Source organism: Streptomyces sp. 2A115 (assembly GCF_052245575.1).
GTDB lineage: Bacteria > Actinomycetota > Actinomycetes > Streptomycetales > Streptomycetaceae > Streptomyces.
In genome coordinates this window covers 76,377-98,450 of the sequence record NZ_JBQQCG010000037.1, presented here as the reverse complement: position 1 = coordinate 98,450, position 22,074 = coordinate 76,377, and the positions used below count along the sequence as shown (strand labels likewise).

At 70.7% G+C, this 22,074-nt stretch carries 18 protein-coding genes; 7 read left to right on the top strand and 11 right to left on the bottom strand.

Annotated elements, in window-relative coordinates:
- Positions 1-141: 141 nt before the first annotated feature.
- Both ACTWQR_RS28930 and ACTWQR_RS28925 read left to right on the top strand, forming a co-directional pair.
- Complete coding sequence (locus tag ACTWQR_RS28930) at positions 142-630, top strand: NADPH-dependent FMN reductase (RefSeq protein WP_443230124.1); 489 nt, start codon at positions 142-144, stop codon at positions 628-630.
- Positions 627-1,127: a flavin reductase family protein gene (locus ACTWQR_RS28925; protein ID WP_443230123.1), complete on the top strand. Its 501-nt coding sequence runs from the start codon at positions 627-629 to the stop codon at positions 1,125-1,127. The genes ACTWQR_RS28930 and ACTWQR_RS28925 overlap by 4 nt, the downstream gene beginning before the upstream one ends.
- Before the next feature lie 959 nt (positions 1,128-2,086).
- Here ACTWQR_RS28925 and ACTWQR_RS28920 read toward each other — a convergent pair.
- The gene (locus ACTWQR_RS28920; protein ID WP_443230122.1) at positions 2,087-3,286 is read right to left on the bottom strand and encodes an MFS transporter; all 1,200 of its coding nucleotides are present in this window, start codon (positions 3,284-3,286) and stop codon (positions 2,087-2,089) included.
- Positions 3,287-3,522: 236 nt separating this feature from the next.
- Between ACTWQR_RS28920 and ACTWQR_RS28915 the strand changes: the two genes are divergently transcribed.
- Positions 3,523-4,842 (top strand): NtaA/DmoA family FMN-dependent monooxygenase, encoded by a 1,320-nt coding sequence (locus ACTWQR_RS28915; protein ID WP_443230121.1) that lies wholly within the window; start codon positions 3,523-3,525, stop codon positions 4,840-4,842.
- Between the two features lie 277 nt (positions 4,843-5,119).
- On the opposite strand, the gene ACTWQR_RS28910 is transcribed toward ACTWQR_RS28915, so the two are convergent.
- The 3 genes from ACTWQR_RS28910 to ACTWQR_RS28900 are packed head-to-tail and all read right to left on the bottom strand — an operon-like array spanning position 5,120 to position 8,775.
- Positions 5,120-6,163: an MsnO8 family LLM class oxidoreductase gene (locus ACTWQR_RS28910; protein ID WP_443230120.1), complete on the bottom strand. Its 1,044-nt coding sequence runs from the start codon at positions 6,161-6,163 to the stop codon at positions 5,120-5,122.
- Between the two features lies 1 nt (position 6,164).
- The gene (locus ACTWQR_RS28905; RefSeq protein WP_443230119.1) at positions 6,165-7,475 is read right to left on the bottom strand and encodes an NtaA/DmoA family FMN-dependent monooxygenase; all 1,311 of its coding nucleotides are present in this window, start codon (positions 7,473-7,475) and stop codon (positions 6,165-6,167) included.
- Position 7,476: 1 nt separating this feature from the next.
- Entirely contained in the window at positions 7,477-8,775 is a 1,299-nt protein-coding gene (locus tag ACTWQR_RS28900) for an NtaA/DmoA family FMN-dependent monooxygenase (RefSeq protein WP_443230118.1), read from the bottom strand.
- Positions 8,776-9,516: 741 nt separating this feature from the next.
- Between ACTWQR_RS28900 and ACTWQR_RS28895 the strand changes: the two genes are divergently transcribed.
- Complete coding sequence (locus ACTWQR_RS28895) at positions 9,517-10,908, top strand: MFS transporter (RefSeq protein ID WP_443230117.1); 1,392 nt, start codon at positions 9,517-9,519, stop codon at positions 10,906-10,908.
- A 62-nt stretch (positions 10,909-10,970) separates the two neighbouring features.
- On the opposite strand, the gene ACTWQR_RS28890 is transcribed toward ACTWQR_RS28895, so the two are convergent.
- The 4 genes from ACTWQR_RS28890 to lnt form a co-directional block, all read right to left on the bottom strand.
- A complete protein-coding gene (locus tag ACTWQR_RS28890) occupies positions 10,971-12,896 on the bottom strand; it encodes a helix-turn-helix domain-containing protein (RefSeq protein ID WP_443230116.1) in 1,926 nt (641 codons plus the stop codon).
- 57 nt (positions 12,897-12,953) lie between these two features.
- Positions 12,954-13,754: a 3-hydroxybutyrate dehydrogenase gene (locus ACTWQR_RS28885; protein WP_443230115.1), complete on the bottom strand. Its 801-nt coding sequence runs from the start codon at positions 13,752-13,754 to the stop codon at positions 12,954-12,956.
- Positions 13,755-13,814: 60 nt separating this feature from the next.
- Positions 13,815-14,288 (bottom strand): NUDIX hydrolase, encoded by a 474-nt coding sequence (locus tag ACTWQR_RS28880; protein WP_443230114.1) that lies wholly within the window; start codon positions 14,286-14,288, stop codon positions 13,815-13,817.
- A gap of 66 nt (positions 14,289-14,354) precedes the next feature.
- Positions 14,355-15,968 (bottom strand): apolipoprotein N-acyltransferase, encoded by a 1,614-nt coding sequence (gene lnt / locus ACTWQR_RS28875; protein ID WP_443230113.1) that lies wholly within the window; start codon positions 15,966-15,968, stop codon positions 14,355-14,357.
- Between the two features lie 219 nt (positions 15,969-16,187).
- On the opposite strand from lnt, the gene ACTWQR_RS28870 reads away from it, so the two are divergent.
- Positions 16,188-17,264 (top strand): O-antigen ligase family protein, encoded by a 1,077-nt coding sequence (locus tag ACTWQR_RS28870; RefSeq protein WP_443230112.1) that lies wholly within the window; start codon positions 16,188-16,190, stop codon positions 17,262-17,264.
- A 43-nt stretch (positions 17,265-17,307) separates the two neighbouring features.
- On the opposite strand, the gene ACTWQR_RS28865 is transcribed toward ACTWQR_RS28870, so the two are convergent.
- Both ACTWQR_RS28865 and ACTWQR_RS28860 read right to left on the bottom strand, forming a co-directional pair.
- A complete protein-coding gene (locus tag ACTWQR_RS28865; RefSeq protein WP_443230111.1) occupies positions 17,308-17,865 on the bottom strand; it encodes a hypothetical protein in 558 nt (185 codons plus the stop codon).
- 96 nt (positions 17,866-17,961) lie between these two features.
- A complete protein-coding gene (locus tag ACTWQR_RS28860) occupies positions 17,962-18,747 on the bottom strand; it encodes a glutamate racemase (RefSeq protein WP_443230110.1) in 786 nt (261 codons plus the stop codon).
- Positions 18,748-18,805: 58 nt separating this feature from the next.
- Here ACTWQR_RS28860 and ACTWQR_RS28855 point away from each other — a divergent pair, with 58 nt between their 5' ends.
- A complete protein-coding gene (locus ACTWQR_RS28855) occupies positions 18,806-20,020 on the top strand; it encodes a glycosyltransferase (RefSeq protein ID WP_443230109.1) in 1,215 nt (404 codons plus the stop codon).
- Between the two features lie 34 nt (positions 20,021-20,054).
- Here ACTWQR_RS28855 and ACTWQR_RS28850 read toward each other — a convergent pair whose 3' ends face one another.
- Positions 20,055-21,347 (bottom strand): TerD family protein, encoded by a 1,293-nt coding sequence (locus ACTWQR_RS28850; RefSeq protein WP_443230108.1) that lies wholly within the window; start codon positions 21,345-21,347, stop codon positions 20,055-20,057.
- A gap of 273 nt (positions 21,348-21,620) precedes the next feature.
- On the opposite strand from ACTWQR_RS28850, the gene ACTWQR_RS28845 reads away from it, so the two are divergent.
- Entirely contained in the window at positions 21,621-22,058 is a 438-nt protein-coding gene (locus tag ACTWQR_RS28845) for a DUF6643 family protein (protein ID WP_443230107.1), read from the top strand.
- Positions 22,059-22,074: the final 16 nt, after the last annotated feature.

Sequence of the window (22,074 nt, the reverse complement as noted above, 5' to 3'; positions counted from 1 at the left end):
GAGGCGATTGCGCCGACCAGGCGCTTGGGCCGGCGAGGTGGCAGCGGCGCAATGGAAGGTTTACTGCCCACACCTGACCGGGAAATCCGCCGCTCCTTCACTGACGGGGTCAGCATTCGTCCGCTGCTACGGAGGACTCATATGACGGTCGTTGTCGTTGGTAACCCCAAGCCGATGTCGCGTACCCGGGCTGCCGCCGAGTTGATCGCTCGGGAACTCAGCGGGAGCGCGCCGTCCGCGGTGGTCGACGTGGTGGATCTCGGGGCCGGCCTGCTCGGCTGGGGTGACCCGAAGGTGGCCGAGGCAAAGGCCACGGTGCTGGGCGCCGACTCGCTCGTGGTGGCGTCACCGACGTTCAAGGCCACGTACACGGGTCTCCTCAAGCTGTTTCTCGACCAGTTCGGACAGGGCGAACTGGGCGGGATCCCGACGTTCCCCGTGATGCTCGGGGCCGGACTCCAGCACGCGCTCGCACCCGAACTGACCCTGCGTCCGGTGCTGGTCGAGATCGGAGCCAGCTGCCCCGCGCCGAGCCTGTACCTGATCGACTCGGAGTACGAGACCTCGCCGGACCTGGCCATCTGGCTCGAGTCGGCCAGGAAGTACGTCCCGGCGGTGGTGACGCCATGATCCGGGCATCCGACATGCGGTTCGACGGCGGCCTGCTCCGGCAGGCGTTCGGCTGCTTCCCCAGTGGCGTGACCGCCTTCTGCGCGATGGTGGACGGCGTCCCGGAGGGGATGGCCGCCAGCTCGTTCACCTCTGTCTCGCTGGATCCGGCCCTGGTGTCCGTCTGCGTGGCCAACACGTCCTCCACCTGGCCGCGGCTGGCCGAGGCGAGTCGCCTGGGGGTGAGTGTGCTGGCCGGCGAGCACGGTTCGGTGGCGCGTTCGCTCGCGTCGAAGAACGGCCAACGCTTCGCCGGCGTCGACTGGGTCGCCACCGAGACCGGGGCGGTTCTCGTGCACGGCGCCACGCTGTGGCTCGAGTGCTCCATCTACGAGGTCGTCGTGGCAGGCGATCACGCGATCGTGCTGCTGAAGATCGAGGCACTCGACATCTATCCCGACGTTCCCCCGATGGTCTTCCACCGCAGCGGCTTCCACGAGCTCGCATCGAGCGCATGAGAGCGGGCCGCCGATCCGGACTCTCGGGCCGGCGGTCGGTCTCGTGCTCACGTCCGCCCCGGTTGGCTCGCCACCCCCTGAGACCCCCAGCAACGCCGGCACTCGGGTTCCCGCCGATCACCCGCGCATGGTCGCCACCAAAAGGGCGCTCACCGAACACCTCAACGCGGCGACGGCCTGTTGTACCACCGCCTGCGCGCGACGGACCAGACAGACTCGACGAGCCGGAAGCCGCATTCCTGCTGTGCGGCTTCTGTCTCTCGTGGACGGCCTCGTGGGCCCGGGGTCGACGAGGCCTCCCACGTGTTCGGGTAACTCCGCTCCTTCACCAGGCTGCTCGGCTCGTTCGTCGAGCAGAGCGACGCACCCGTTCGGCTGGTGCGGCCGCCGAACAGATCGAGCGGTCCCCCCGGGCCCGCCACGGCTGGCGCAATCGCGGTGACCGACCGGTGTCCATCGCCTTCGTGCTCATCGGCGCCAAGTCAGCTGCTGACAGGGCGAGTTACGGCCAGTGACATTCCGCGGAGTCCGGCCGGGGGTGCCGAAGACCTGGAAAACCGTGCCGACGTGGTCGTCACGGGCGGAGAAACAGTGGACGGCGAGGGCCGGGGCTCCTCTGGCGCCCCGGCCCTCGCCGTCCACCCTGCACGTTGAAGCAGGCGGACTGCTCATCACTGGGCGCCGCGTAGTTGACGTTGAGCCTTGGCCAGGGGCGTCGTCCTGCCTCAGCAGAGCCTCGATCATGAGAACCGAGGGTCCGGGCGGCAGCCGCAGCCGGTCGCGGACCATCGGCGGGCACCCGAAGGACTGTCCAGTGGGCGCGCGCCTCGATCCGGGCGGGACGACTCGTCGCCGAACCGGGCCACCCGGCTGAGCTCGTCGATGAACAGCAGCCACGCGCCCGCCGCGCGGGTTCCGGTCTCGGGTCCGCGGGTGACCAGCCCTTCGCGGGCCGGCGGCTACGTGATCGCCATGCGACGCCCGACGAAGTGGGTGAGCTGTACGCTGCCCAGCAGGACGATGGCGATGATCCCGAAGAGCGCGGCCATCCCGATCTGCGTGCCCAGCACGGCGCAGCCGACGGTCCCGCCGAGGACACCGATGCCGGCGGAGATGCGGAATTTCGCCAGGCCGGCCGAGGAGTCCCCGACCTGCGCGACCACCAGCACGGGAAGGCTCGCGGTCGCCCCGGCGAGGCTGACGCCGAACAGCACCGACATCGCCAGGTAGACCGTCCGATCCGAAGTGAGGGCGAGGACGGTCGCGCATACCGTTCCCAGCGCGAACGCGGTGAGGAGCACGGCGACGACTCCGACGCGCCGGATGAGGCGGTACGCCACGGTGAGGACGGCAATCTCGAAAGCGGACATGAGCGCGATCGCGAGGGCGATCGTGACAGTGGGGTACTGGCGTGCCGCGCCCGCGAGCGGAAGAGCGGTGAACAGCACGCCACCGCGGAGGAATTCGCCGCACATCGCCAGCACGAGAGCGGCGCCGCCGCCGGTCGACCTGCCGAATCGAGGCAGGCCGAGCCGCGGTCGCGGCAGGCCGGGCGGCGGCGCCAGGTTCGGCAGCGCGGCGGCGAGCGCGGCGGCGACCACCAGCGCGCAGACACCGGTGACGACGAGCGCGATCCGATAGCCCGCCTCGCCACTGATCATCCCGGCGAGCAACAACCCGCCGGGCGACCCGACCGCACCGCCGAAGAGGAAGGCAGCGTTGAACCGCCCCAGGGCGCGGGCGGTATCCCCGGCCGCGGGGCACACCCGCACAGCCGCCTGCAGGCCGGCGCCGAGCATCATGCCGCCACCGAAGCCCTGCACGACCCGGGACGCCATCAGCAGCACGTTGTCGTGCGCCAGTCCCATCCCGATGGACGCCACGCCGAACAGGGACAGCCCGATGGTGAGAGCGACCCTGGCGTCCAGGCCAGGGACGAGCCTGGTGCCGAACACGTCGATGAGAATGACGCCCACTGCCGAGGTCAGCATGAAGATGCCGATGTACACGCTGCTTCGCGAGAGCTCACGACCGAACAGCACCTCCAGCGGAGCGGTGAAGCTCATCGTCACTCCGGCCGCCGCCATCAAGGGCAGGAACCACCGCACCCGACGCGTCCATACCGCCCCACGTTCGGCGTACTCGATCGACAGTCCCACCGGCCACCTCCCGACGCTGGGCAGTGGGAGCACCGACGGTTCGACGCCCCAGAGATCCGCCTGCGCCAGGAGACCCCGCCGACATGACCCCGGCGATTCCTTACGGTTCTGGATGTATTGCGCGGGCACGTCACCACAGGCGTCAGCCGGACACCGGCGCAATCACCGACGCCGGCTCCCGACACGCGGCGAAAACGATCTCCCGCTTCTATGGCGTAAACCCAAGGAGGTAAGTCATGACCCGCGACAAGCGCGTCCACCTCGCATGGTTCCTCGGCCACGGCTTCGGGGTCAGCGACTGGCGCAGTCCGTGGCACGGCACGGGTGGGCATGACTGGATGCGCCCCGACTTCCACCAGGACTTCGCACGTTCCCTGGAGCGTGCCTGCTTCGACTACCTGATCATCGAGGACAGCAGCTTCGTCTGCGACGCCTACGGCCAGTCGTCGGAGATCTACCTGAGCAACGCGATGACGGTGCCCAAGCACGATCCGGCGGTGCTCGCCTCGGTCATGCTGCTGGCGACGCGGCGCATCGGCATCGTCCCGACGCTGACCGTGACGGAATACCCGCCGTTCCTGCTCGCCCGCCTCGTCGCCACACTGGACGGTCTCTCCGCCGGCCGCGCGGGGTGGAACATCGTCACCGGCAGCTCCGACCGGGCGGCCCAGAACTACGGCAAGGATGCCCAGCCGCCCCACGACCTGCGCTATGACATGGCACAGGAGATGACGGACCTGGTGAAGCAGCTGTGGGGGTCGTGGGAGCCGGACTCGATCCCGGCCGACATCACCGCCGGGGTCTTCGCCGAGCACACCAAGGTCAACCCGGTCGACTTCAGCGGCACGTACTACAAGTCCCGTGGTCCACTGAACACAGCCCCCTCTCCGCAGGGCCGTCCGGCCCTGATCCAGGCCGGTGGGTCGGCGCGCGGGCGCGAGTTCGCCGCGCGCAACGCCGACAGCGTCATCGCCTCGGCCAATACGCCGGAGATGATGAAGGAGTACCGCGACGACGTGCGGGCCCGCGCGGCGACCGCCGGACGCGACCCGGACGAGATCAAGGTCCTTTTCCTCATCACCCCTTACCTCGGCGAGACCACGGCCGAGGCCCGCGACCGCAAGGCGCGGCACGACGACGAGGCGTGGCAACACCCGGAGCGTGGGCTGGCCGGCATGGGGTTCATCACCGACATCGACTTCTCCGGCTACGACGTCGACACACCGCTCGGGCAGCTCGAGACCTCGTTCAGCACCAACGGCCACCAGAGCTCTCTGGCGCTGCGACTCGGCAAGGGCGAGCGGACGACGTTGCGTGAGGTCGCGGCCGGGGGGTACGCGTTCGAGCCGGTCGGCACCCCCGCCGAGGTCGCCGACCAAGTGGGCGCCGTCATGGCGGAGGTCGGCGGCGACGGGCTGTTGTTCAACGTCAACCCGCTCAACCGCCGCACCATCGCCGAGATCGCCGACGGGCTGGTTCCCGAACTCCAGGCCCGCGGCCTGTCCCGCACCCGCTACGACCACCCGCACCTGCGAGGCAACCTGCGCGCCTTCTAGGGCCTGTGTGGGGTTGTGATCTGGATCAGGGAGCGGGGCGTGGTGCGTGCGATCGCAAGGAAGGCGCCCAATCAGCACCGATGAACGGGGCGAACGGGGGTGCCCCCGCGCGAGGTTGTGCGAGCGAGGAAGCGTCCAGCTGCAGGGCGGAGGAGGGAGTCGACGCGATGGGGCCCCCGCTCGAGCGAAGTCGAGAGTGAGGGAGTCGGTGACCGGCGCCAACGCCGCAGAGGGGAGTGCCAAGCCCCGCGTCTGTGGCATGATCCGCCGGACAGGCCTAAGCCGGCCGCCGGGCAAGCAGTTCGTAGGACCGCAGCCGGGCGGTGTGATCGCCCACGAAGTCGCAGATCATCAGTTCCTCCGCTCCGCTCTCGGCGCGGATCAGCGCGAGCTGCTCCCGTATCCGCTCCGGTGCCCCGGACAGGTGGCGTGGCCACTGCCCCGGTTTGACGGCCACCGGTGCAGGAACGTGGCCGAGCTCGGCGAGGGCCCGCGGCGGGGTCGGCAAGGGCAGGTCGGCGGCGGGGTCGCGGTCCGCGACACGGCGAGCGTGTAGTTCGGCGCCCGCGCGCAGCAGGTCGGCCTCTTCGTCGGTCGGGGCGCAGACCGCGCTGACGGCGAGCATCGCGTACGGCACCGCCCCGCCGGAAGACGGGCGGAACGCCGAGCGGTAGATCGACAGGACCGACGGCGCGTCCAGCGGATTGAGGAACGCGGCGAAGCAGTAGCGCATGCCGAGCCGGCCGGCCAGGACGGCGCTCTCGGCACTGGACCCGAGCAGCCATGGCTGTGGCCCGCCCGCGACGCCGGGTGAGAGCGGATACGCGGCATAAGGATGCTCCGGCGGGAAGTCGTGCGAGAGCCACGCCAGCAGCTCGACCAACTGCTCCCGATACGCCATCAGCGAGGTGGTCGCGGCCAGCGCGGCGAACATGGGGTCGTCGTCGTAATCATCCGCGCCACCCAGGGCCGCCTCCACCGGCGGCGGGCTGCTGCCCCGCCCCATGCCCAGGTCGATGCGGCCGGGGAACAGGGCGTGCAGCACACGGAAGGTATCGGCCACTCTGTACGGACGGTACTTGTCGATCAGCACCGCCCCCGAGCCGACGCGGATCCGCGAGGTCAGCGTGGCGAGGTGCGCGATCAGCACCTCGGGTGCCGACCCCGCGTTGCGGTGGCCGATGCCGTGGTGCTCGGCGAGCCAGTACCGTTCGTACCCCGCACGCTCAGCGATCGAGATCAGCTCCGCGCTCTGCCGGAAGGCATCCGTGCCCGTCCCGCCGGGCGGGACGGGCGAGATGTCCAGGATCGAGTAACGCAAATCAGAACTCGCGCAATGTGTCGCGCAGGTGCGAGGCCGTGTACTCCGTGCGGGTCAGCCCGCGACGCTGCAGGGCGGGGATGAGCCCTTCGCAGATCTCGGTGATGTACTGCTTGCTGACTCGCATGTACGGGGCACTGATCAGGAAGCCGTCTCCGCCGCCCATCGCCTCGTTGGCCTCTCCCATCTTCTCGGCGACCTGATCGGGCGTGCCGACCAGTTCGATGGAGTCCGATGTCCCGCCGTTGTCGAGGACGAGCTGACGCAGCGTCTTGTTGCTGCCCCACTGGGCGAACTTGTCCAGCGAGCCCCGCTCACCGTTGGTCTCCAGACGAGGGAGCGGCTTGTCGAGGTCGAACTGGGAGAAGTCGATGTCGGTGACGGACGACAGGCCGGCCAGCGACTGCATGATCGCGTCGGGGTCGGAGCCCATACGCTCCTTCTTCGCACGCGCTTCCTCCTCGGTTTCGCCGAGGACGGGGCCGATCACGAACAGCACCTTGATGTCGTCGGGATCGCGGCCCTGCGCCGCGGCCCGGGCCCTTACGTCATCGCGGTAGGCCTTCATCCCCTCCACCCCGTTGGCCACGGCGATGATCGAGTCGGCGGACTTGGCGGCGAACTGCCTGCCGCGCGGCGACCCGCCCGCCTGGACGAAGACCGGACGGCCCTGCGGCGAGCGCACCGTGTTCAGCGGGCCGCGGGACTTGTAGTACGTGCCGGAGAAGTTGATGGGGCGGACCTTCTTGAAATCCGCGTACGTGTTGGTCTCCCGGTCGCGGACCACCGCGTCCGGCTCCCAGGAGTCCCAGAGCTTGCACACCAGGTCGACGTACTCATCCGCTTTGTCATAGCGCAGGTCGTGCTCGGTGAGCTTGTCCATGCCGAAGTTCTGCGCCGAGCCGTCCTCGCCCGAGGTGACGATGTTCCAGCCGAAGCGGCCCTCGGCGATGCTGTCCAGCGTCGAGCAGAGCCGGGCGAGCAAGAAGGGCGGGTAGAAGGTCGTCGACATCGTCGCGACCACGCCCATCTTGCTGGTGGCCGCCGCCATGATGGCGGCCAGCGGCGCCGGGTCGCCCTTGGGCGCCATGCTGGCGTACTTCAGGTACGCCTCGGATGTGCCACCGTACGCCTCGGACACCATGAGGGTGTCCTCGATCATGATGTAGTCGAAGCAGGCCTGCTCCATCGCCTGGGCCATCTCGATGTAGAACTTCCCGTTCCAGGGCATGCCGTCGTTGCCGAACGGCGTGTTCCACTCGTTCGTCGTGAAGTTCATGAACCAGCCCATGTGGAACTGCTTGCCGGCCATGTCAGAACTCCCGCAGGTGATCGCGCAGCATGGTGGTCGTGTACTCCTGCCGAGTGCGGCCCATTTTCTGCAACGCGGGTATCAGCCCGTCGGTGATCTCGGTGACGTAGCGCCGGTTGAGCCGCATCACCGGGCTGGTGATGAGGAACCCGTCACCGCCGACCTCGTCCATCACCGCGGCCATCTCCGCGGCGACCTCCTCGGGCGTGCCGGTGAACTGGACGTTGCCGCTCAGGCCGCTGCCGGTGACCAGCTCGCGCAGCGTCTTGTCCTTGCCGCGGGAGATGAAGCTGTTCAGCGCGCCGCGTTCGCCGTTCGTCCACACTTCCGGCAGCGGCTTGTCGAGGTCGAACTGGGCGAAGTCGATCTCGGTGATGGACGAGATCTCGGCCAGCATGTACTCGATGTAGCGCGGGTCGTTGAACCACCGCTCCCGCTTGGCCAGCGCCTCCTCCCTCGTATCGGCGACGATCGGGGCGACGATGTAGAGCACCTTGCAGTGCGCGGGGTCGCGGCCATGGGCGCGCATCCGGGCGTGGATGTCGTCGCGGTAGGCCTTCATCGCCTCGACGCCGTCCGACGGGGCGACGATCGTGTCGGCGTGCTGCGCCGCGAGCTCGCGCCCCGGCGGTGACGCGCCGGCCTGCGCGATCGAGGGACGGTGCTGCGGGGACGGCGCGGTGTTCAGCGGCCCTCGAGACCTGAAGAACTTGCCTTCGAAGTCGATCGTGTGGACCTTCGTGTGGTCGGCGTACGTACCGGTCGCGTAGTCGCGCACGATCGCGTCCGGCTCCCACGACTCCCAGAGCCTGCTGACAAGCTCGAGGTACTCGCTGGCACGGACGTAGCGCTCGTCGTGCTCGTAGAGCTTGTCGAGGCCGAAGTTCTGCGCGGCCCGGTCCTCGCCCGACGTCACGACGTTCCAGCCGAACCGTCCCTTGGTGATGTGGTCGATGGTGCTGGACAGCCTGGCCAGCAGGAACGGTGGGTAGAAGCTGGTTGACATCGTCGGGATGACGCCCAGGCGAGTCGTGGCATTGCCCATCAGGAGGGCGAGCGGAACCGGGTCATGCTTGGGGTTCACCCCGTGCTTGAGGTCGTGCTCCATCGTGCCGCCGAAAGCCGTCGACACCATCAGCTTGTCCTCGATCAGCACGTAATCGAATTTGGCCCGCTCCAGATCCCTGGCCATCTCGACGTAGAAGTCACCGGTGAAGTCCCGTCCGCCATCGCCCCAGTTCCCGTTCCATTCGTCCGCGACGAAGTTCAGAAACCATCCCAGATGAAACTTACCCGCCATGCCGTGCCTTCCTCTCGATGCGCTCCGATCGAGAGGACCAGCGGGCCGTTACCTCGCAATGTCTGCCCGGTACCCCCGGCATTGCGCTGCCGGAACCACGATGGAACTCAAGCCTGGACACACTCCGCTCACAGCTCCTCGGCCCGCGCGTCAAGGCGCTGAGGGGTCGGTCATCACCCGTTATCGGGCAGTGGCCGTCACTGTCGATGGCCACCGATCTGGTCGAAGGCCCAGATCAGGGCGTCAGCTCCTGGGCGACCCCGCACAGATTCGCGAAGTGCGCGTCGAATTGGGCCGGTCCAGGAGCGCCCATGTCAGCTCGCCCTCGACCCGGCGATAGGCTGACTCGCCTCCTCCGCACGTCCACAGGGCCGATGACGGTCACCTGACCGACCTCGCCCGTCCCCCGGCCTGCCCGGTCCACGGGGCGAGATTCCGAAGCACGGAGGAAAAGCCCGCCAGGCGCAGCCGTTGACCAACACGTAGACGATCGCCGCGAACAGTCCGGAACACTCCAACTCCACGTACCCCGCCCCGCACATGGACCAACGAGCGACCACCACGTAGAACCTCGTGGCTTGATTTTGGGCTCTCGTAGAGGCTCCGGTGACGCCGTCATGGTGCTCGCACGCACCCCCGCACGCAGAACTATGGTGCCCCACCACATGTGCCGCTGTTCTGCGGATTCCTACGGTATGGCGACACGAACACGTCCCCGCCAACCGCCAGGAAGTGGTACCGATGTCCTCCCCCGCGACCGCTCCCCCACCCCCCGCCAGCCTCAAGCGCATCGTCGCCGCCAGCCTCATCGGCACCACCATCGAGTGGTACGACTTCTTCCTCTACGGATCCGCCGCCGCGCTCGTCTTCAACAAGCTGTTCTTCCCGGGCTCCGACCCGCTCGTCGGCACGCTCCTGTCGTTCCTGACGTACGCGGTGGGATTCGCGGCCCGGCCGCTCGGGGCGCTGGTCTTCGGACACTACGGCGACCGGCTCGGGCGCAAGAAGCTGCTGGTGCTGAGTCTGCTGCTGATGGGCGGGGCGACCTTCGCGATCGGGCTGCTGCCCACGCACGCGACCGTCGGTACGGCGGCCCCGGTGCTGCTGACCGTGCTGCGCCTGGTGCAGGGCTTCGCGCTGGGCGGCGAGTGGGGCGGCGCCGTGCTGCTGGTGTCGGAGCACGGGGACGCGCGGCGGCGCGGGTTCTGGGCCTCGTGGCCGCAGACGGGGGCGCCCGCCGGACAGTTGCTGGCGACCGGCGTGCTGTCGCTGCTGACCGCGGTCCTCTCGGACGCCGCCTTCATGTCCTGGGGATGGCGCGTTCCGTTCCTGCTGTCGGGCGTGCTGGTGATCGTCGGTTTGTGGATTCGTCTGTCTGTCGATGAATCGCCCGTCTTCAAGGCGGCCCTCGCACAGGCCGAGGCGCGCAAGGCGACCCAGGACGGCCCCGCCGAGAAGCTGCCGCTGGTGTCCGTGCTGCGGCACCACTGGCGGGACGTCCTGATCGCGATGGGCGCGCGCATGGCGGAGAACATCAGCTACTACGTGATCACCGCCTTCATCCTGGTGTACGCCACCACGTCGGCCGGCCTCTCCAAGCAGACCGCGCTCAACGCGGTGCTCATCGCCTCCGCCGTGCACTTCGCCGTCATCCCGGCCTGGGGTGCTCTGTCGGACCGCGTCGGCCGTCGGCCCGTGTATCTGCTGGGCGCGGCCGGAGTCGGCCTGTGGATGTTCCCGTTCTTCTCACTCATCGACACCGGGAGCTTCGGGAACCTGATCCTCGCCGTGACCGTGGGCCTGGTCCTGCACGGGGCCATGTACGCACCGCAGGCCGCCTTCTTCTCGGAGATGTTCGCGACCCGTATGCGCTACTCGGGCGCGTCGATCGGCGCGCAGTTCTCGTCCGTCGCGGCGGGCGCGCCCGCGCCGCTCATCGCGACCGCGCTGCTGGCGGACTACGACAGCTCCACTCCGATCGCCCTGTACGTGATCGGGGCGGTCCTGCTGACGCTGATCGCGGTGGGAGTGGCGAAGGAGACCCGGCACCGTGACCTCGCGGAGGTGGACGCCGAGCCCGGCGCGGAGCCCGCGACGGCGTCGGCGCCGACCGCTGACGCCCGCACCGCCTGAGCCGGTTCACCGGAGCGGACGTGTCCCGGAGACCGACCCCCGTGCGCCCGTGCGTGCGGGGGTCAGTGCCGCGCCGTGGACGACAACCGGTGCAGCCGCAGGGCGAGTTGGATCTCCAGTGCGCGGGCCGGGCTCTGCCAGTCGGGTCCGAGCAGCCGGCCCACCCGCTCCAGGCGCTGCGCGACCGTGTTGACGTGGACGTGCAGCTCGTCCTTCGTGCGCGCCGGGCTCATGCCGCACGCGAAGTACGCGTCGAGGGTGCGCAGGAGGTCGGTGCCCCGTCTCTCGTCGTACATCACGACCTGGCCGATGGTGCGCTCGACGAAGCCGGCGATGTCCCGGCTACCGGCGAGGAGCAGTCCCAGGAACCCGAAGTCCTCGGCGGCGGCGCCGTCCCCGGCCCGGCCGAGCAGCCGGAGCGCGTCGAGGCAGCGCTGCCCTTCCGCGTAGGCCTCGGCCACGCTGTCCGGGCGGGCGGCGAGGTTCTCGACGGGCGCGGAGGCGCCGACGGTGACCGCCTCGTGGACCGCGATGCCCAGGTCTGCGGCCGTGCGGCGGGCCAGGTCCGTCGCGGTGTCGCCGGGGCGCAGGGGCAGGAGCAGCACGGTGCCGCCGTCGCGGGCGGCGGCCAGTCCGTGCCGGGTGGCGGCGAGGTGGGAGGCGGCGGACCACAGCCTGCGGCGGGCGGCGGCCTCCTGGTCCGCGTCCGCGGCCACGGCGTCGAGACGGGCGGCCAGCACCACATGCGTGGTGTCGAGGTCGGCGTCCAGCCGGGCGGCGCGCTCACGCAGCAGCCGGGGATCACGGTCGCGCGCGTCGAGCAGATCGTCCAACAGCTCGCCGCGGACGCGCTGTTCGGCCTCGGCGGCCGAGCGGCGGGCGAGCAGCAGGAGCGAGGTGACCATGGCGGCCCGCTCCAGTGTGCGCTGGTCGACGGGGTCGAGCCCCGGATGGCCGTGCAGGACCAGCGCGCCGAGCAGTTCGCCGCCGGCGGCGACGGCCGCCACCCAGTCGTCCCCGTGGCGGACGGCATGTCCTTCGGCGCGTGACACCTCCAAGGCTTCACCGAGTGCGGTGCCCGCCTCGGCGAACTCCACGGCACCGTCCAGGACTTGGGAGACCGCGGCGGCCACGTCGTGGACCCCGCCGCCGCGCAGGACGAGTTCGGCGAGCCGGTCGTGCACGTCCGAGGCGCGCTCGATGACCCCGCTGCGGTCCCGGATGATCTCGTTGGCCCGCTCCAGATCCCCGAGTGCTTCGCGGGTCTCGGTGAGCAGGTTCGCGGTGTCGATGGCGGCGGCCGCCAGGGCGGCGAACGAGCCGAGCAGCGCGATCTGCTCCCGCTCGAAGACCCGTGCCCGGCGGTCGGCCGCGAAGAGCACGCCGATGACGTGCGGCCCGAGCATCAGGGGCACGCCGAGGATCGCCACCAGGCCCTCGTCCCGGACGCCCGCGTCGATGGTCGAGGTGTGCTGGAAGCGGTCGTCCTGGAAGTAGTCGTCGGTGACATAAGGGCGGGCGGTCTGGGCGACGAGCCCGCCGAGCCCCTCCCCCATGCCGAGCCGCAACTGCTGGAAGCGCGCCGCCACCGAGCCCTCGGTGACTCTCATGTACGTGTCGCCCTCGACCGGATCGTTCAGGCTGAGGTATGCGACGTCCGTGCTCAGCAGCGACCGCGCGCGCTGCACGATCGCCTGCAGCACGGCGTCGAGGTCGCGCAGCCCGGCCAGGTCGTGGGCCGTCTCGAAGAGCGCGGACAGCTCGGCCTCGCGTCGGCGGCGGCCCTCCATCTCGGAGCGCACACGCAGCGCGAGCGCCTTGGCGTGCTCCAGAGCGGAGACCCGCTCGGGCGGCAGCCCGTCCGCGCGGGCGAGCAGCACCGGCTGCTCGTACGCGTCGGCGGACGCGCCCCGGGCCAGCAGCTCCAGGAACGGCGCCTCGGCGCTCGTCTCGGAGCGCCCGGCGGACTGCAATTGATCGCGAGACATGTCCACCAGGATTACTCACCGCACCGACAGCCTGACCAGCCCTGTGGACAACTCATGTCAGTGCGCGGTCCAGCCACCGTCGAGAACCAGCGAGGTCCCGGTGATGAAGGAGGCCCGCGGACTGCACAGGTACGCCACCGCCTCCGCGACCTCCTCCGGTTCGATGAGGCGCTTGACGGCGCTGTCCTGCAACAGGACCTCGGTCAGCACCCGCCCCTGGGGGATCCCGTGGGCCGCGGCCTGGTCGGCGAGCTGCTTCTCGACCAGTGGTGTGCGCACATAGGCGGGGTTCACACAGTTCGAGGTGACGCCATGGGGGGCGCCTTCCAGGGCGGCGGTTTTGGAGAGGCCCTCCAGTCCGTGTTTTGCCGCCACATACGCCGACTTGAAGGCAGAGGCCCGCAGTCCATGGACGGAGGACACATTGACGATGCGGCCCCACCCCTGCCCGTACATATGTGGCAGTGCCCCGCGGATCAGCCGGAACGGGGCCTCCAGCATCACGGTCAGCACTGTGTGAAAGGTGTCGGGCGGGAACTCCTCGATCGGGCGCACCAGCTGCAGCCCGGCGTTGTTGACGAGGACGTCCGTTCCCGCGGCTGCGGACTCCGCGGCGTCCAGGTCGGTGAGGTCGAGGACGTGTGGTTCGACGGTGCCCGGGAGGCCCCGGGCCTGTTCGCCGAGCGTTTCCAGGCCCTTGGCCTCCCGGTCGACCGCCCGCACCTTGGCCCCGGCCGCGGCGAGCCGCAGTGCGCACGCGCGGCCGATGCCGCCCGCGGCGCCGGTGACGAGGGCGGTACGGCCGCCGAGGTCGAGGGACGAGGCATGAGGGCCCGGGAGGGCGCTGGGCGCGGTCATGCTCTGACCCTAGGCAGCAGCGACGCCCCTACCGATGTGGTCACCACCCACACTTTGCACTCACGTCATGGGGTCGAACCACGTGGGTGCGTCGGACAGTGCCTGCTTGATCCGGAACAGCCCGAACTCGTTCAGCTCCGGCATGGAGTCAACCGGGAACCAGCCGACCTCCAGCGACTCGTCGTCATTGACGCACGCGTCGCCGCCGACGGCCCGGCAACGGAACGTGATGTCCATGTACTGGCAGGTGTCGCCGTTGTCGTAGGTGACCGGCTGCCCGGCCTGGACCACCACGACCCGCTCGACGACGCAGCGCACCGCCGTCTCCTCGAAGACCTCCCGCACGGCACACGCCGCCGGCTGCTCTCCCGGGTCCGGGATTCCGCCGATCACCGACCACTTGCGGGTGTCGGTGCGGCGCCCCAGCAGCACCCTCCCCTCGTCGTCGAAGACGATGGCGGTGACTCCGGGGAGCCAGAGCAGCTGCTGCCCCGCGGTGGCCCGGATCGTGTGAATGAAGTCAGGAGTAGCCATGGACCGACCCTAACGGCCGGGTTCCGTCACCTCGGCGCCTTCCCTGGGCGCACTACGGGCGTACGCCTACAGCCCCCCGGCGCGCCGCCCGCGCACGGCCGACGTCACGGCCCAGCCGAGGCCACCCGCCGCGATGAGCACCAGAACCATCTCCGGCAGAATCCCGAGCCGAGTGGCGGGAGTCTCGGAGGAGCGCAGCGGCACCTCCTGGACCAGCGAGTCCGCCACGAACATGCCGGTCCGCTGGGTGATCTTCCCGTCCGGCATGATCACGGCACTCACGCCACTGGTCACCGGGACGGTGACGGTGCGGCTGTGCTCGACGGCGCGCACCCGGGACATCGCGAGCTGCTGATACGTCATCTCGCTGCGGTCGAACGTGGCGTTGTTGCTGGGCACCGAGATCATCTGGGCGCCGTTGGTGACGGTGTCGCGCACAGCCCAGTCGAAAGCGGCCTCGTAGCAGGTCGCGAGCCCGACCTTGGTGCCCGCCATGGTGAACACGCCCGGCTCGGTGCCGCGGCTGAAGTCCTGGCGGACCATGGACGTCCAGTCCTCGTTGATGGCACCGACGAGCGACCGCAGCGGGAGGTACTCGCCGAACGGCTGGACCTGGCGCTTGTCATAGGTCTCGCCGGGCCCCTTCTCCGGGTCCCACAGGATCTGCTCGTTGTAGAGCTTGCCGTCCTTCTCGACGACGCCGCCGACCGAGATGGGCGCGCCGATCGCCTTGGCCGCCTGGTCGATGACGGCGCGGGCGTCGGGGTTGGCGAACGGGTCGATGTCGGAGGAGTTCTCCGGCCACAGCACGAAGTCCGGCTGAGCGACCTCGCCCGCCTCGACCTTCGCGGCCAGGCGCTCGGTCTCCCGTGCGTGGTAGTCGAGGACGGCACGCCGCTGGGCGTTGAAGTCGAGGCCCGCACGCGGCACGTTGCCCTGGATGACCGCGACGGTCGCGGTGCCGTCCTCGGCCTTGTCGCTGACCAGGGGCCGCGCGGCGAAGGCACCCACCACGGGGAGGACGAAGCTGAGCAACGCCGCCGCGGCGGCCCCGCGGCGTACGACACGGGTGCGCCGCGCTTCGACGGCCTGGCGGACGATCTCGTACAGCCCGAAGCCGCACAGGACGACCGCGAACCCGAGGACCGGAGTGCCGCCCAGCGCCGCGAGCGGCAGGAAGACCCCGTCCGCCTGGCCGAAGGCGATCTTGCCCCACGGGAAGCCGCGGAACGGCACACGCGCGCGTGCCGCCTCGCCGGCGATCCAGAGGGCAGCCGCCCACAGAGGCCACCCGGGCAACTTCGAGACCGCCGCGACGCCGGCGCCGACGAGCGCGACGAACACCGCCTCGATGACGACGAGCCCCAGCCAGGGCCCGGGCCCGACCTCCACACCGGTCCACACGAGCAGGGGCAGCAGGAAGCCGAGGCCGAACAGGTACCCGAGGCCGAGGCCCGCCTTCCAGGTGCGGCCGCGCAGACACCAGCCGAAGAGGGCGAAGGCGGGCAGGGCCAGCCACCACAGGGTGCGCGGCGGGAAACTGACGTACAGCAGCACCCCGGAGAGTGCCGCGGCGGCGGCCGGGGCGAGTCGCCGCGCCAGCCGCACCCCGCGCGATACGGGCCGGGTCTGCGGTTCGAGCTGTTCCGGCTCGTCTACGGAGGTTGCTGTGACGGTCACTCCGGGAGTGTACGGCGCGTGACCTCGGCGCCGACAGCGCGGCCCTTGCCACCTGGCCGGGCGTTCCCTCCCACCTGCCGCATCGTTTCTGCGCAACTCGTCCACAAAGCGGCGCATCACCCGTTAGCGTGTGCCGGAGCCTCTGACGAACGGGCCGTGTCCGGCCAGGCGGTCGGGGCCCGTCACAGGTCGGGGGGCGACGGGGTGGGGTTCACGGGGATGGCGTCGACGGCCGGTCCGGAGTCGGCGCACGAGAGACGCAGTGTGTCGGACGCGACAGGCGTCGTCGTGCTCGGAGCCTGCGCGGTCTGGTCCTTGATCACGGCCGCGGCGCACGGCGGGCGGCCCGAAGGGGTTCTCCTCGCGGTTCTCGCCGTGGCCGCCGGTTACGCCGCGGGACGGATCTGCGGTGCGCTCCTCGCGGTCGCCGCGCCCTGTGCGGGCGCGCTCGCCGGGCTCGGTCTGGCGGTGGCCGCCCCGCACACCACCCCGGGGCCCCAGGTCGTCTCGTCACCGCTCGGGCAAACCGGTGCCACCGCCGCGCTCCTGACCCTCTCCGCCGGAGCCGCGTGCTGCGCGGCCTGGGCGGCCCGCCCGCCGGGGCTGCGGCTCGTGCTGCGCCTGCTGGCGGCCGGCATCGCGGTGGCGGCGGCCGTGCTGGGTTCGACGTCGGGCTTCGTGGCCTGCCTGGGCGTGCTGCTGTGCTCCCTCGCCGCCGACCGCATGCGCCGCCGCGTCCTGGGGCTCAGCGGCCTCGCCCTCGCCGGGGCCCTGGTGACCGGAGCGACCTGGGCGATCGTCGAGAACGTACTGCCGGACGGCCTGACCTCATCTCTGGAGGGGCAGCTCACCCAGCACCGGGTCCTGCTGTGGCACGACGCGCTCGACATGGCACGCCGGGAGCCGGGTCTTGGCGTCGGCCCTGGACGGTTCGCCGAGCTCAGTCCGACCGTCACGCAGTCGCTGCTGCCCGACGGCAAACCCCACTCGGCGCCGTTCCAGCAGGCGGCCGAGCAGGGCCTGGTAGGCGTGGCCCTGCTCGCCGCGGGGTTCTGCTGGGTCCTGTTCGCCCTGTGGCGCTCGCAGCGTCCCACGCCGGTCGTGCTCACCGCGGGCGCGGCCCTGACGGCACTGGCCGCGATCGCCGCGGTCGGCAACGCGCTGAGCTTCACCGCGGTGACGGCGGGCGCGGGCCTGCTCGCGGGCGTCGCCACAGCACGTCCCCTGGTCGGCGAGGAGCCGGACAAGGCGGTGGTTCCGGGTGGACGCCCCCGTAGCGGCCGACTGGATTCGTGAGGTCGGCTGCGAGCCTGCCCGCTCGAAGTCAGTGGGCCTGAGGTCAGTGGGCCTGGCCCGGAGTGGCCGCCCTCAGCCGACGGCGGATGACCCGTACGGCCGCCTCCGCGTTGTCCACCGTGATCGTGAACGTATGGCCGTCGCCGAGGCGGAGCACCAGGCCCTCGCCGCGCCGGACGACCACGGCGGTCCCCTGCTCGGGCCGCCAGCGGTAGCCCCAGCCGCCCCACTGCCGCGGTGTGACCTGGGGGGCGAATTCGGCGCCGGTGATGTCCGACAGCGGAATGCGGCGGCGCGGGAGGCCCATGTGGCCACAGCGCACTTCGAGGCATTCCTTGTCGACCTTCACGGCGACATGCACGAACGCGAGCGTCCCGAAGAGGACCAGGAGTCCCGCGGCGATGCAGCCGACGACGGCCATGACGAGGGGGGCGATGCCCGACGTCCATGCCGAGTCAACGGCCAGTTCGATGCCCAGCGCCAAGCAGGCGGCGCCGCCGGTCGCGAGCAGCCATTGCACGCGGTTGGACGCGTGGCCGGTCCAGACATCGGGATGCGGGGCGTCGGCAGCGCCCTGTTCGCCGTGGGGGTGGTCCCTCATGTTTACGAGCGTACTCATGTTCCGCAGCGGGGGCACCGGGTTGCGGACTGTTACTGCTCCGGGTGGAGGCGGGGTGTCCGGTCCGTGGCAGGACGTTCAGCGCGCGGGGCTGACCGCCTGCAGCAGCGTGCCCTCGTCGTACCTCAGCGCCGCCGCGGGCAGCGCACCCTCGCGTCCGCTGAGCAGCACCGTGAGGCCGCCCTGCCCGGGCGCGTCGGGAGCGGGGCGCTCACCGATCCGGCGCAGTGCCTGGGCGGCCACGGCGCCGGCGGAGCCGTGCAGGACGAGCGGCGCGTGGCCGGGCCGCTGCACGGCCGCTCGGATCCGCTCGGCGACCAGTTCGTAATGGGTGCAGCCCAGAACGACGGTCCTTACGTCATCTGGGGTACGCACGGCGGCCGCGGCGATCGCCGCGTCGATGGCCGCCTCGTCCGCGTGCTCCACGGCGTCGGCGAGCCCGGGACAGGCCACTTCGGTGACGGTCGCTCCGTCGGCGAACTCACGAATGAGGCCGCGCTGGTACGGGCTGCCGGTGGTGGCGGGCGTGGCCCAGATGGCGACGGGTCCACCCCCGGCGGCGGCCGGCTTGATCGCCGGGACCGTGCCGATGACGGGCACCCCCGGTTCCAGGCGGGCACGCAGCGCGGGCAGGGCGTGCACGGAGGCGGTGTTGCAGGCGACGATCAGCGCGTCGGGCCCGAGCGCCGCGGCCGCCTCGGCGACGGTGAGGGCACGCGCGGTCAGGTCCTCCGTCGTGCGGGGGCCCCACGGCATACCGTCGGGGTCGGAGGAGAGAACGAGATCCGCGTCGGGGCGCAGACGACGTACCGCGGCGGCCGCCGCGAGCAGTCCGATTCCGGAGTCCATGAGCGCGATCTTCACCCGGTCACCATAGACGATCCGCCTCAACGGGCCGCTGGGGTGCGGCAGACTGCGGCGGGTGAGTGCCGTCGTATGGACCGCTGTCGGATCACTGGCCGCCTGGCTGTGGCTGTTCCTCGGCCAGGGCTTCTTCTGGCGTACGGATCTACGGTTGCCGCCTCGCCGGGAACCCGACGCCTGGCCGTCCGTCTGTGTCGTCGTACCGGCGCGGGACGAGGCCGCCGTACTGCCCGAGAGCCTGCCCTCGCTCCTCGCGCAGGACTATCCGGGGCGTGCCGAGATCTTCCTCGTCGACGACGGCAGCTCGGACGGCACCGGGGAGCTGGCCCGTGAGCTGTCGCGCCGGCACGGCGGGCTGACACTCACCGTCGACTCGCCCGGGGAGCCGCCCGCGGGCTGGACCGGCAAGCTCTGGGCCGTACGCCACGGCATCGGCCTGGCACGCGCGCGTGCACCCGAATATCTGCTGCTGACGGACGCGGACATCGCCCACGCGCCCGACAGCCTGCGGGAGCTGGTGGCCGCGGCGCGCACCGGCGGCTTCGACCTCGTCTCCCAGATGGCCCGGCTGCGCGTGGAGAGCGTCTGGGAGCGGCTCGTGGTGCCCGCGTTCGTGTACTTCTTCGCGCAGCTGTATCCGTTCCGCTGGATCGCCGTGAAGGGATCGCGGACCGCGGCCGCGGCGGGCGGCTGCGTCCTGCTGCGCACCGACGCCGCCGAGCGGGCCCGGATTCCCGACGCCATCCGGCAGGCCGTCATCGACGACGTGGCACTGGCGAGGGCGGTCAAGGACTCCGGAGGGCACATCTGGCTGGGACTCGCCGAGCGCGGCGAGACGGGAGTCCCCCCTGACGGAGTCCGGGGGAAGGTCGACAGCGTGCGCCCCTATCCACGGCTGCACGACCTGTGGCGGATGGTCTCGCGCAGCGCGTACGCCCAGCTGCGGCACAACCCGCTCCTGCTGGCCGGAACGGTCCTGGGGCTCGCGGTGGTGTATCTGGTGCCGCCGGTGGCGTTCTTCGCGGGCCTCGCGGCGGACAGTGCCGGGGCGACGGTGGCCGGGGGTCTCGCGTGGTTGCTGATGACGGTGACGTACGTGCCGATGCTCCGCTACTACCGCCAGTCCCTCCTGCTCGCCCCGCTGCTCCCGGTCACCGCGTTTCTGTACCTCCTCATGACGGTGGATTCCGCGGTGCAGCACTACAGGGGGCGCGGCGCGGCCTGGAAGGGCCGCACCTACACCCGCCCCGACACGGCGCCCGAGCAGCGGTGAGCGGCCGCTTCGCGCCCCGTAAACACCTGCCCGGTCACTTCCTGCCGGGGGTCCAGTTCATGCCCCACCCGTAGGCGTAGTCGACGGTGCGCTGCGGGCTCACCCCGCGGTCGGGGACGAGGAAGCGGGCCTCGCGCTGGACGACGAGGTCGCTGCCGGTGTTGGTGATGAGGGCGAGCGCGCACACCGTCGAGGGCACGGTGCACTCGCCGAGCGAGAAGTCGATCGGCGCGCCGCGCAGCGGCTGAAGGGTCACCGTGGCGTCCAGGTCGGCGAAGGAGCGAGCTCCTTCGTAGATGGTCACGAAGATGAGGATGCGGCGGAAGTCCCGCAGGTGGTCGAGGTTGATGCTCATGTTCTCGCCACTCGTCGAGGCGCCCGTACGGTCGTCGCCGTCGAGATGGATGTACGGAGGCTGGTGCAGCGCTCCGAAGGCGTTGCCCAGCGCCTGGACGACGCCCTTCTGTCCGTCGGAGAGCTCGTACAGGGCGCACAGGTCGAGGTCGAGGTCCGCGTGCATCGCGACGGCCCGCCCGAGCTTGGCCTGCCACCCCGAGAACTGCTTGCGCACCTGCCAGTTGAGGTTCACGCGCATCGCTCCGGAAGTGCCGCCCTGCTTGGTCAGCGAGACCGACGGGGCCTCCTTGGTGAGCGTGACCTTGGTCAGGCGTACGGGGGCGGCGGGCGGTGCGGGCTGGGCGGGCGGCGGTGTCACCGGCGGCGCGACCGTGGCGGGCGGGGCCACGGGGGCGGGCGGCTGCGCCGTGGGAGCCGACGGAGCCGCCTGCTGCGGTTCGTCCACCGAGATCCCGAAGTCCGTGGCCAGCCCTTCGAGTCCGCTGCTGTAGCCCTGCCCGACGGCACGGAACTTCCAGGCGCCCTGGCGGCGGTAGAACTCCCCGAGCACGAAGGCCGTCTCGACACTCGCCCCCTCGCTGTCGAAGCGCGCGACCTCCGTGCCCTGCTGTGCGTCGAGGACCCGGATGTACAGCCCGGGCACCTGCCCGAACGTGCCGCCGTCCGAGGAGGCCGCGAGCACCACCGTCTCGATCGCGGGCTCCACGCGCGCGAGGTCGACGAACAGCGTGTCGTTCACCTGGCCGCCGGAGTTCCGCTTGCCCTCGTGGCGCACCGCGCCGGAGGAGTGCGCCGGCTGGTTGTAGAAGACGAAGTCCGCGTCGGAGCGGACCTTCCCGGAGGCCAGCAGGAGGGCCGAGGCGTCCACGTCGGGTACTCCCGGGCTGGAGCCCCATCCCAATTCGACGCGGAGTCCGGTCGTCGGCACCGGAACGTTCGAACCTTTAGGCATTGACATGTCCGCCCCCATCGGGTCTCCGCGCAAGACCGCGCCTCGATACGTTCTGTCGTTCTTCGCCAACCTATTCCCCCGAGCGGCGAACGCCCATGACCCGGCTCGGGAGATCGCCGGCCAACCCCCGGTAACCCGCCCGGAACTCGGCCTTTACATGATCCCAACACCGTCTGTCGCCCTTTTTTACCAAGTTCGCTCGCATTGGGGATGCCACGTCACCGCCGACACGAAAAACAACCCTCTTATCTGTCTCCCCAACCAGCACATCGTGGGCTTAACTTATGTGCCATGACCTCCCCCCGCTCCACCTATGGCGGCGGTTACTACTCCGCCTCCTTCCCGGACACTCCGATCTACGACTCCCTCGTGGCCGAGCGGGGAACCCCGCAGATCGCCCCGATCCGGGTCCCCGCGGCTTACGACACGGGCAATCACCTGCCCGCGCTTCCGTCGGCGCTGCCCGCGCTGCCGGCCGCTCCCTCGCCGCAGGCCCCTTCGTACGGTTACCCGCAGGCGCAGCAGCCCGCCCCGCTCCAGCAGGCCGCAGCGCCCTACATCCCGCAGCAGGCCGGCGCGCCCCGCGGCTACCCGGGCCCCCAGGCCCCCCAGCCGCAGCGCCCCATGGCGGGCGGCACGGGCTACGAAGCGATGCGCCCCGCGGCGCCGCGCCCCGCCCCGGCGCCGTACCAGGATCCGTACAACAACCAGCAGTACCGGGGCTACTGAGGTTATTCGGCGGAGG

Coding starts and splice junctions, on each gene's coding strand:
- ACTWQR_RS28880 (WP_443230114.1), bottom strand. CDS start 14,288: ATGGCTACTCCTGACTTCATTCACACGATCCGGGCCACCGCGGGGCAG.
- ACTWQR_RS28885 (WP_443230115.1), bottom strand. CDS start 13,754: ATGACCGCGCCCAGCGCCCTCCCGGGCCCTCATGCCTCGTCCCTCGAC.
- ACTWQR_RS28870 (WP_443230112.1), top strand. CDS start 16,188: ATGGCGTCGACGGCCGGTCCGGAGTCGGCGCACGAGAGACGCAGTGTG.
- ACTWQR_RS28900 (WP_443230118.1), bottom strand. CDS start 8,775: ATGGCGGGTAAGTTTCATCTGGGATGGTTTCTGAACTTCGTCGCGGAC.
- ACTWQR_RS28890 (WP_443230116.1), bottom strand. CDS start 12,896: ATGTCTCGCGATCAATTGCAGTCCGCCGGGCGCTCCGAGACGAGCGCC.
- ACTWQR_RS28905 (WP_443230119.1), bottom strand. CDS start 7,475: ATGGCCGGCAAGCAGTTCCACATGGGCTGGTTCATGAACTTCACGACG.
- ACTWQR_RS28865 (WP_443230111.1), bottom strand. CDS start 17,865: ATGAGGGACCACCCCCACGGCGAACAGGGCGCTGCCGACGCCCCGCAT.
- ACTWQR_RS28915 (WP_443230121.1), top strand. CDS start 3,523: ATGACCCGCGACAAGCGCGTCCACCTCGCATGGTTCCTCGGCCACGGC.
- ACTWQR_RS28930 (WP_443230124.1), top strand. CDS start 142: ATGACGGTCGTTGTCGTTGGTAACCCCAAGCCGATGTCGCGTACCCGG.
- ACTWQR_RS28895 (WP_443230117.1), top strand. CDS start 9,517: ATGTCCTCCCCCGCGACCGCTCCCCCACCCCCCGCCAGCCTCAAGCGC.
- ACTWQR_RS28925 (WP_443230123.1), top strand. CDS start 627: ATGATCCGGGCATCCGACATGCGGTTCGACGGCGGCCTGCTCCGGCAG.
- ACTWQR_RS28850 (WP_443230108.1), bottom strand. CDS start 21,347: ATGGGGGCGGACATGTCAATGCCTAAAGGTTCGAACGTTCCGGTGCCG.
- ACTWQR_RS28845 (WP_443230107.1), top strand. CDS start 21,621: ATGACCTCCCCCCGCTCCACCTATGGCGGCGGTTACTACTCCGCCTCC.